The sequence below is a fragment of the Loktanella sp. DJP18 genome (assembly GCF_049310965.1).
Taxonomy (GTDB): Bacteria; Pseudomonadota; Alphaproteobacteria; order Rhodobacterales; family Rhodobacteraceae; genus Loktanella.
Map to the genome: position 1 here is coordinate 72,533 of NZ_JBMERN010000010.1, position 9,301 is coordinate 81,833.

The following is a 9,301-nucleotide window of genomic DNA, read 5'->3' on the forward strand; positions in this document are numbered from 1 at the left end:
TCAGGTGGTACAGGTGGCGCTGTGCAGGTCGCGCAGCGTGAAGGTGGGTGTCGCGTCCGGGTCATGCGGCGTGAACCGCAGGGTCGCGGTATGGCCGGGGCCAAGATGAATGGCGTTGCGGTCGAAACGGCCGGGGACGGACGCCTCTGCCGTGACGAAGAAGGCCATGTTTTGCGCGGTCAGGTGCAGCACATGGGCATCGCCGTCGCGCGTCGTGTCGCAGGTCAGATGTGTCGGCAGCAGATCGTAGGCCTTGTAGGGCCGAGGTGCAAACACGTCGCCGCCGTGGGCTCCGTCGCTGGCCGTCCAGCCGAAGGACAGCATCTCTTGCGCGTCCAGTGCGGCCTTTGGCACGCGCAGCACCGCGACGGCGCTGTCCGTCACCTCTGCGGCCCCCTGCCCCAGATCCCGCGTGCTGCCGTCCATCGCGCAGGCCCAGGCGGTGACTTTGACCGTCACACCGTCACGCCGGTCATTGACGGCCCGCAACACCAGGTCATCGCCCTCGGGCATGACGACCACCGTGACGGGCGCATAGAAGGCCTGAGATAGGTGATGCAGCACCTTCCACCCACCGCCATAGTCGAGCGAGGCCCACGAACACACCGGCCATGTGTCGTTCAATTGCCAGATCAACGTGCCCATGCAATGCGGCTTCAGTCCGCGCCACTGGGTGACGGCGGTCTTGATTGCAAGTGCCTGCTGTACCTGTGAAACATAGACGAAATTTTCAAAGTCAACGGGAAAGCGGAAATAGCGGAACATGGTTTCCGCAATCCGGGCGTTGCCACCGGCGTTCTTCTGGTGGCTTTCCATCACCGGGGCGGCGATGTTGAAGTCCTGCGGATCGGCGAACCGGCGGACGATGTCCATCGACGGGTAGCTCTGGAATCCGAATTCGGAACAGAAGCGAGGCGACACGTCGCGGTAGTGGTCAAAGTCGCGCCCTTCGTGCCAGACGGACCAGAAGTGCATGTCACCTGATGAGTCGTCATGCCAGGCATCGCCGAAGGACAGCGGCCCGGTCGACGGGCTGGACGGCCACCAGTTGGCGTACGGGTCGGTTTCGCGCAGCGCATCCTCGATGCAGCGGTTCAGGCGGTCGTAGTTCACGAGGTAGCGGTCACGGTCATTGCGCGACACGTCATACCAGCCCAGCGCGCCGACCAGTTCGTTGTCGCCGCACCACAGCGCAAGGCAGGCGTGATGGTGCATCCGGGCGACGTTGTCATGCACCTCGGCCCGCACTTCTTTCAGATAGGCAGGGTCGGAGGGGTAGAGGTTGCAGGCGAACATGAAGTCCTGCCAGACCAGCAGGCCAAGTTCGTCGCAGGCGTCGTAGAAGCTGTCCGGCTCATACCGCCCGCCACCCCAGATGCGAACCATGTTCATGTTGGCGCGGGCGGCGGATTGCAGCAGGTCGCGAGTCTTGGCGTCAGTAATGCGCCCCGGCAGCGCGTCGGCGGGGATCCAGTTGGCCCCCTTGCAGAACGTGTCGTGACCGTTGACGCGGATCTTGAATCCAAGGCCGGCAGCGTCGGGTTCTGCAATCAGCTCCATCCGACGCAGGCCGATGCGGCGGGTCGCTGTGGCTGTGCCGGCGGTGACGGTCAGGTCGTAAAGATGCTGTTCGCCAAGACCCGCAGGCCACCACAGGATCGGATTCGCGACCTTGATCGTCACCTCAGAGATTCCGGCACGACATTGGACCGTCGAGGTCTGACCCGCGAAGTCCACGGTGACCGGGCCGTCGTGATGGGTCGTATGGACGCCGACCGTGACAGTCACGCCATCGCCGTGGTCCTGCGCGATGGCCAGGCGGTCGATCCGCGCGGACTGCGACGGTTCCAGCCGCAACGGACCATAGACGCCGGAGGTCGCCAATGCGATATTCCAGTCCCAGCCAAAATCGCAGGCGGGTTTGCGCAGGAAGTTGCCGTAGGGGATCGGGCAGTTCTTGGACCACGGCACCGGAAAGGGATGCGCGTCCGACAGCGCCTTGCCAGCGGCGACGGGCGAATGCAGCGTGATGGCGATGGTGTTGGTCCCGACGCGGGCGGCGTCGCCCAGCGCCACGCGGTAGGTGCGAAAGGCGTTCGCCGCCTCTAACACGACCTTGTCGTTGACCCACACCGTCGCCACGGTATCGAGTTCCGAGATCACGAGGTCCACGTCAGTGTCGGTCAGCGTGAAGGACCGTTCCACGATCCAGTCGGTTTCACAGATCCAGCGCAGGTCATATTCATTCTGTCCGGCGTAGGGGTCGGGGATCAGCGCCGCGTCATGCAGCGCCGACACCACGTCACCGGGCAGGATCATCGGGGCCGTCAGCTTGCCGTCTTTGGACCGCAGCCGCCAGTCACCTGACAGGTCGGCTGACGTCACAGGCGCACCTCTGACGTCTTGTCGAACAGGGACGCAGAGGCAGGGTTCAGGCCGATGGTCAGCGTGTCGCCGGGGGTAACCTGCGCCTGCCCGTCCATCCGGATACGGAAGGTCTGGCCCCCCAGTTCGCAATAGACCAACGTATCCGACCCCATCGGTTCCACCAGATCGACGGTCACACCGGTCGTATAAGCGGCGGATCGCAGGTTGTCGCCGGTCAGCACGTGTTCCGGGCGGATGCCGATGATCGCAGGGCGGCCCTCAGCCGGTGTTTCCTTGAATTCATAGGTGCCCAGCGGCAGGTCATGGCCGGGAATGGCGATGGCGCCGCCCTTGATCGTGCCTTCGAAAAAGGTCATCGAGGGCGACCCGATGAAGTCCGCGACATAGAGGTTCTGCGGTTTGCCATAGATCTCTGCGGGCGTGCCAAGCTGCATGATCTTGCCGCCCTTCATGATCGCGATGCGGTCGGCCAGCGTCATCGCCTCGACCTGATCGTGGGTGACGTAGATCATCGTGTTGGACAGATTGTTGTGCAGTCGCTTCAGTTCGACCCGAAGGTCGGCGCGCAGCTTGGCGTCAAGGTTCGACAGCGGTTCGTCGAACAGGAAAACCTCCACGTCGCGGACCAGTGCGCGCCCGATGGCAACGCGCTGGCGTTGACCACCCGAAAGGGCACCCGGCTTGCGTTTCAGCAAGGGTTCGATCTGCAGGATATCGGCGGCGCGCGCGACGCGCCTGGCGATCTCGGCTTTTGGCACCTTCGCGTTCTTCAGGCCAAAGGTCAGGTTCCCCTCGACCGTCATTTGCGGATAAAGCGCGTAGCTCTGGAACACCATGCCGATGCCGCGTTCGCTCGGCTCCGCCCAGGTCACGTTCTGGCCCTTGATCCAGATCTGACCATCGGTCGGTTCCAGCAGGCCAGCGATCACGTTCAGCAGCGTGGACTTGCCGCAGCCCGAAGAGCCCAGCAGGACGAGGAATTCCCCGTCATGCACATCCAGATTGAGGTTCTGCAACACCTTCACTGCGCCAAACGACAGATCGAGGTTCTTGATTTCGACGGAATGGCTCATCCCTTGACGGCTCCTGCTGCGATGCCACGGACGAAGAGTTTTCCGGAGGCGAAATAGATGACGAGGGGGACAAGGCCGGTCAGTAGCGTCGCGGCCATGTTGACGTTGTATTCCTTCACACCCTGCACCGAGTTGACGATGTTGTTCAGTTGCACGGTCATGGGATAGCGGTCGGGAGAGGAGATGTAGGTCACCCCGAACAGGAAGTCGTTCCAGATGCCGGTCACCTGAATGATCAGCGCCACGACGAAGATCGGCAGCGACATGGGCATCATGATCTTGAAGAAGATCGCCCAGAACCCGGCGCCGTCGACGCGGGCGGCCTTGAACAGCTCCTCCGGGATGGACGAAAAGTAATTGCGGAACAGCAATGTGTTGATCGGCATCCCGAAGGCGACATGGACCAGGACGAGGCCTGTCAGCGATCCGTAAAGCTGAACCTCGCCGTTGCACGTTCCTTGGCCCAGCGTGATGATCGGACAGATATTCTGCCAGGTATCCGTAAAGAAGGTGCCGCCATCACGCAGCAGGATCACGATGGGGTAAAGCATGACCTGATAGGGAATGAAGGCACCGATCATCAGGATGGTAAAGAAGACCTCCGACCCGTTGAACTTCCACATCGACAGGGCGTAGCCGTTCACCGAAGCGATGGCGACCGAGACGATGACCGACGGGATCAGGATGCGGACAGAGTTCCAGAAGCCGCGCGACAGGCCGTCGCAGTTGATGCCGGTGCAAGCCTCTTGCCAGGCCTTTACCCAAGGCTGGAAGGTGATTTCTAGCGGTGGGGCAAAGATGTTGCCCATGCGGATTTCGGGCATGCCCTTCAGCGAGGTCACGATCATCACGTAAAGTGGCAGGGCGTAATACAACGACATGACGAACAGCGTGCCGTAGATGATGATATTGCTGCGGCTCATGCGCTTTTTGGGTTTTGCCCCGCGCGGCCCGGCGTCGAGGGTGCGATGGACCGGCTGTTCTGCCGCCTTTGTCGTGGCAAGGATTCCGACGTCAGCCATGCTTCTTGCCTCCGAATTCAAGGTAGGCCCAGGGGATCAGGATGATCACGACCATCAGCAGCATCATCGACGATGCGGCAAAGCCCTGACCCAGGTTCTGGCCGCCGAACATCGCCGTCATGACATACTTCGCGGGCACCTCGGAACTGATGCCGGGCCCGCCAGAGGTCTGCGCGACGACAAGATCGTAAAGCTTCACGATGCCGGCGCCGATCAGGACCAGCGAGGTCACGAAGACCGGGCGCATCATCGGGATGATGACGCGGATGTAGGTCTTGACGGTGCCGATGCCGTCGACGCGGGCAGCTTTCCAAATATCCTCGTCGATGCCGCGCAGCCCGGCGAGCATGATGCACATGATCAGGCCGGTGCCCTGCCACAGGCCCGCAATCAGCAGGCCGAACATGACGATCTCGGGGTTGTTCAGCGGGTCGAACGTGAAGGTGGTCCAGCCCAGGTCGCGCACGACGCTTTGCAGGCCCAGTTCGGGGTTCAGGATCCACTGCCAGACAAGCCCGGTCACGATGAATGACAGCGCGAAGGGGTAAAGAAAGATCGACCGGAAAACCGCTTCGCCTCGGATCTTGCGATCCAGCAGGGCGGCCAGGATAAAGCCGATGACGAGCGTGCCGATCAGGCTGAAGACGCCGTAGATCGCGAGATTCTCGATCGAGACGATCCATTTGCGGCTGGACCAGAGCCGTTCGTATTGCGACAGCCCGTCCCACTTCAAACGGGGTAACAGACCGGAATTCGTGAAGGAATAGACGACGGTCCAAAGTGTGCCGCCCAGAAAGATCACCATCGCGGTAAAGATCAGCGGCAGCATCGCCAGTTTGGACGACAGATTCCGCAAGAAGCGGGTCGGTCGGCGCACGGTTGCGCTGCGTCCGGTATCCGGACGGATGTCAGTTGTCGTCATGGGCCCCCCCGATGCGGCTGGTCTTTCGGCGTCTTCCCTCGCCGATGAATGCGGGCCACCCACCGGGCGGCCCGCACACGTCATGCAGCGATCATCATTCGGCTTGTGCGATGATGTCCGCGTATTGTTGCTGCACTTCGGCCGCCGTCATGGCGGGCGTGTTCCAGAACTCGGTCATCAGATCGTTGAGCTGGGTGATCGTGTCCGGCGCAATCAACTGCTCGCTTGCAGGCAACGTCTGGCCGTTGGCCAGAAGGTCGAGGCCCTTCTGCGTGCATTCGTTCACGGTCGTCAGGTCGACGTCGCCCCGGATCGGCAGCGAGCCCTTGACCGAGTTGAACGACACCTGCACTTCGGGAGACAGCAGCAGGGCTGCCAGTTCTTTCTGTGCCGCGGTGATTTCCGGATCGTCATTCACCGGGAAGTAGAACGCATCGCCCCCGGTCTGCAGAAAGGCGCCGAGCCCGAGACCCGGAAGGCAACCGTAGTCCTCGCCCGCCGTCATGCCGGCGACGGCGAATTCGCCCTGCGCCCAGTCACCCATGATCTGCGCACCACCTTCGCCATTGATCAGCGCGTTGGTGGCCTGGTTCCAGTCCTGCACGTTGATGCCGTTCGAAAGCTCGCGCGCGGCGGCGTAGGCTTCGAAGGCGGCCGTGTATTCCGGGCCCATGACCGTTTCGGCATTCTTGTCCTGCATCACGGACAACCATGCGTCCTTGCCGGCAAGGGCAATGGCCATCACGTTGTTGAAGGCACCGGATTGCTGCCAGGCCTGACCACCCATGGCAAGCGGCGTGACGCCAGCCGCCCGCAGCGCTTCGGCGCTTTCCAGAAAGCCGTTCCAGTCGGTCGGCATCTCGATCCCGGCCTTTTCGTAAGCCGGACCCGACAGCCACATCCAGTTCCAGGAGTGAATGTTGACCGGCGCGCAATAGATGCGACCGTCCACGGTGCAAGAATCCAGCAGCGACGGCGGATTGACGATGTCCTTCCAGCCTTCTGCCTCGGCCACCTCGGTCAGATCCAAAAGCAGGCCCGCCTCGATCAGCTCTTCGGCCTGGCGGCCATGGTTGAACTGGAATGCGGCGGGCGGATCGCCACCGATGATCCGGCTGACCATGATCGGACGCGCGGTATCACCGCCGCCGGCAATGGCACCGTCGACCCAGGTGTTGCCCGTAGCGTTCCAGGCTTCCGCGAACTTCGTGACGGCAGCGGCCTCCCCCCCCGACGTCCACCAGTGCATGACCTCCAGATCGACTGCGCCCGCGCTTGTCGCGGCACAGATCGCCGTGGCCGATAGCAGTTTAGTGCTGAGTTTCACGATTCTAACCTCCCTGATCTAAATCGTTGTAGGAAGGCTACTCCGAAGATGTTTGCGCAAACAAGTCTGTTTTTTCCATCGATTGAAAAATAAGCTGTGATCATGCCGATGCCTGTTCATGCAGCGTGAAATTGCAGAACGGGCGTCCGGTGGGGAGGACACGCGATTGGACAAGGCCACGCCAGGCGATCCGCGCAAGCCGACGTTGAAGACCATTGCAGGCCTGACGGGTCTTGCGGTGCCGACTGTGTCACGCGCGCTGTCAGGGGCAGAGGACATCAGCCTCGATACCCGGGCGCGCGTACGCGCTGTGGCGGACCAGATCGGGTATGTGCCGAACCGCGCGGGCGTGCGGTTGCGGACCGGCCGCACCAACGTGATCTCGCTTGTCCTGTCGACCGAACACGACGTGATGAACCATACGGCCAAGCTGATTTCCTCGATCGCGGGCGGCTTGCGGGATACGCCGTTTCACCTGAACATCACGCCCTATTTCGTGGACGAAGACCCGATGAAGCCGATCCGCTATATCGTCGAATCGGGGTCCGCCGACGCGGTGATCTTCAACCAGATCCAGCCACAGGACCCGCGCATCCGCTACTTGCTGGACCGCAAGTTTCCCTTTGCCACCCACGGGCGCAGCGACTGGGCCGACGAACACGCCTGGTTCGATTTCGACAACGGTGCCTTCGGGGCGCTCGGCGTGCGGACGTTGGTTCGCCACGGGCGAAAACGGCTTCTGATCGTCGCGCCGCCCATGGATCAGTCCTACGCACAGGCCATGGTCGCGGGCGCATGCGCTGCTGCCGGGACGGCCGGTGCCGTCATAAACGTGATGCCGGACCTGAGCAGTGATTCGCCTGTCGATCAGGTCGAAGCGTTGCTGAGCAGACTGCTGGCCGGGCGGGACGCACCGGACGGAGTCATCTGCGGCTCTACCAATTCCGCCCTGGCTGCCGTCGCGGCGCTGGAATCCTGCGGTCGCACACTTGGCGACGACATCGACGTCTTCACCAAGGAAGCGATCGTCTTTCTGCGCCGCGTGCGCCCCCGCCTGCTGGCGATTGCCGAGGATGTCTCGGCGGCGGGCGATTTCTTGTCGCAGGCTGCTATGGCACTGGTACGCCAGCCTATGGCGCAGCCCATGCAACACTTAGACGTGCCCGCCGATCCGGGGTTGTGACTGGCAACCCAGACCGCGACGGGGCAGGATGCAGCGCGAGGGCATCGGAGGAGAGGGCGCATGGCTGGTTTATGGTTCGATGATTTCGCGGTCGGGATGACCTTCGATCATCCCTGGACGCGGACGATCACGGAAACCGACAACCGATGGTTTTCCCTGCTGACGATGAATCCGCAGCCCCTTCACATCGACGCCCATGCCGCAGCGCAGACGGAATTCGGCAGGCCCATCGTGAATTCGCTCTTCACGCTGGGTTGCCTTGTCGGCATGACGGTGAACGACACGACCCTGGGCACCACAGTCGCAAACCTTGGCATGACCGATGTGAACTTTCCGCATCCCTTGTTCGAAGGGGATACCATCCATGTGACCACCGAGGTCGTGGCGCTGCGACCCAGTGCATCCCGCCCCGGACAGGGGATCGTCACCTTCCGCCATCGCTGCTTTAATCAGGAAGACAAACTGTGCGCCGTCTGCGACCGCGCGGCCTTGATGAAGGGACGGCCGGCGGCATGATGTTTCCGCATCGCTCCTACCTGTTCGTTCCCGGCGACAGCGCGCGCAAACAGGACAAGGCGCGCGGTACCGGTGCCGATGCGCTGATCCTCGACCTCGAGGATTCCGTCGCGCCCGAAAACAAGGACGCCGCGCGCCGTTTGACCGCCGATTGGCTGGCGACACCTGCCCCCATGGCACGTTTCGTGCGGATCAATGCGCTGTCGACCGGGCGGACGGACGAGGATATCGCCGCCACGGCCCCGGGCAGACCCGACGGCTATGTCCTGCCGAAGTGCGAATGTCTGGCGGATATCGCGCGAACTGCCGATCTGATCGCAGCGGCGGGATCCAATGCGCCGATCCTGATCATCGCGACAGAGACCGTCCGGGCCGTTCGGCAACTGATGACCGCCGACTGGTCGCACCCGGCGCTTGGTGGCATGGCATGGGGGGCCGAGGACCTTGCCGCCGATCTGGGTGCATTTTCGAACCGCGATGTCGACGGCCGCTGGCGCGCGCCCTTCGCGATGGCGCGCACCCTAGCCTTGCTGGCAGCCAAGGAAGCGGGCGTCGCATCCGTCGATGGGCCATTCACCGGATTGGGCGATACCAAAGGGCTGATCCGAGAAGCCGAGGCCGCCTTTACGGAAGGATTCGACGGGAAACTCGCGATCCACCCGGCGCAGGTACCGATCATCAACGCCGCCTTCACGCCGACGGCGGACCAGATGACCCACGCGCAACGGGTGGTCGACGCGATGGCCGGCAGCGGCGTGGCATCGCTGGATGGACAGATGCTGGATCAGCCGCATCTGGTGCAGGCCCAAAAGATCCTGCGCCTTGGTACCCGGCACGACCACAGCTGACCCGGCAACAATCATACGCCAC

8 protein-coding genes are annotated in these 9,301 nt (G+C 62.7%); 3 read left to right on the forward strand and 5 right to left on the reverse strand.

The features are described 5' to 3' along the window. From ACOI1H_RS04865 to ACOI1H_RS04885, 5 genes are all read right to left on the reverse strand, one after another. Entirely contained in the window at positions 1–2,385 is a 2,385-nt protein-coding gene (locus ACOI1H_RS04865; RefSeq protein ID WP_422435599.1) for a beta-mannosidase, read from the reverse strand. Then, the gene (locus tag ACOI1H_RS04870) at positions 2,382–3,461 is read right to left on the reverse strand and encodes an ABC transporter ATP-binding protein (protein ID WP_422435600.1); all 1,080 of its coding nucleotides are present in this window, start codon (positions 3,459–3,461) and stop codon (positions 2,382–2,384) included. The genes ACOI1H_RS04865 and ACOI1H_RS04870 overlap by 4 nt, the downstream gene beginning before the upstream one ends. Further along, positions 3,458–4,483, reverse strand: a complete 1,026-nt coding sequence (locus ACOI1H_RS04875) for a carbohydrate ABC transporter permease (RefSeq protein ID WP_422435601.1) — start codon at positions 4,481–4,483, stop codon at positions 3,458–3,460. Before ACOI1H_RS04875 ends, ACOI1H_RS04870 begins: the two co-directional genes overlap by 4 nt. Then, positions 4,476–5,405, reverse strand: a complete 930-nt coding sequence (locus ACOI1H_RS04880; protein ID WP_422435602.1) for a carbohydrate ABC transporter permease — start codon at positions 5,403–5,405, stop codon at positions 4,476–4,478. Before ACOI1H_RS04880 ends, ACOI1H_RS04875 begins: the two co-directional genes overlap by 8 nt. A 94-nt stretch (positions 5,406–5,499) precedes the next feature. Next, positions 5,500–6,732 carry an ABC transporter substrate-binding protein gene (locus tag ACOI1H_RS04885; RefSeq protein WP_422435603.1) on the reverse strand — a complete coding sequence of 411 codons (1,233 nt, stop codon included), beginning with the start codon at positions 6,730–6,732 and terminating at the stop codon, positions 5,500–5,502. Between the two features lie 166 nt (positions 6,733–6,898). Between ACOI1H_RS04885 and ACOI1H_RS04890 the strand changes: the two genes are divergently transcribed. Genes ACOI1H_RS04890 through ACOI1H_RS04900 form a run of 3 tightly spaced genes read left to right on the forward strand, consistent with a single transcriptional unit; the run spans position 6,899 to position 9,279 of the window. Beyond that, positions 6,899–7,915, forward strand: a complete 1,017-nt coding sequence (locus tag ACOI1H_RS04890) for a LacI family transcriptional regulator (protein ID WP_422435604.1) — start codon at positions 6,899–6,901, stop codon at positions 7,913–7,915. Next, a complete protein-coding gene (locus ACOI1H_RS04895) occupies positions 7,916–8,431 on the forward strand; it encodes a MaoC family dehydratase (protein WP_422435610.1) in 516 nt (171 codons plus the stop codon). It abuts the gene before it with no gap. After that, a complete protein-coding gene (locus ACOI1H_RS04900; RefSeq protein ID WP_422435605.1) occupies positions 8,428–9,279 on the forward strand; it encodes an HpcH/HpaI aldolase/citrate lyase family protein in 852 nt (283 codons plus the stop codon). Before ACOI1H_RS04895 ends, ACOI1H_RS04900 begins: the two co-directional genes overlap by 4 nt. Positions 9,280–9,301: the final 22 nt, after the last annotated feature.

Bases quoted from the DNA above. Each gene is read 5' to 3' on its own strand.
- ACOI1H_RS04870 (WP_422435600.1), bottom strand. From the start codon at position 3,461: ATGAGCCATTCCGTCGAAATCAAGAACCTCGATCTGTCGTTTGGCGCA.
- ACOI1H_RS04875 (WP_422435601.1), bottom strand. From the start codon at position 4,483: ATGGCTGACGTCGGAATCCTTGCCACGACAAAGGCGGCAGAACAGCCG.
- ACOI1H_RS04880 (WP_422435602.1), bottom strand. From the start codon at position 5,405: ATGACGACAACTGACATCCGTCCGGATACCGGACGCAGCGCAACCGTG.
- ACOI1H_RS04900 (WP_422435605.1), top strand. From the start codon at position 8,428: ATGATGTTTCCGCATCGCTCCTACCTGTTCGTTCCCGGCGACAGCGCG.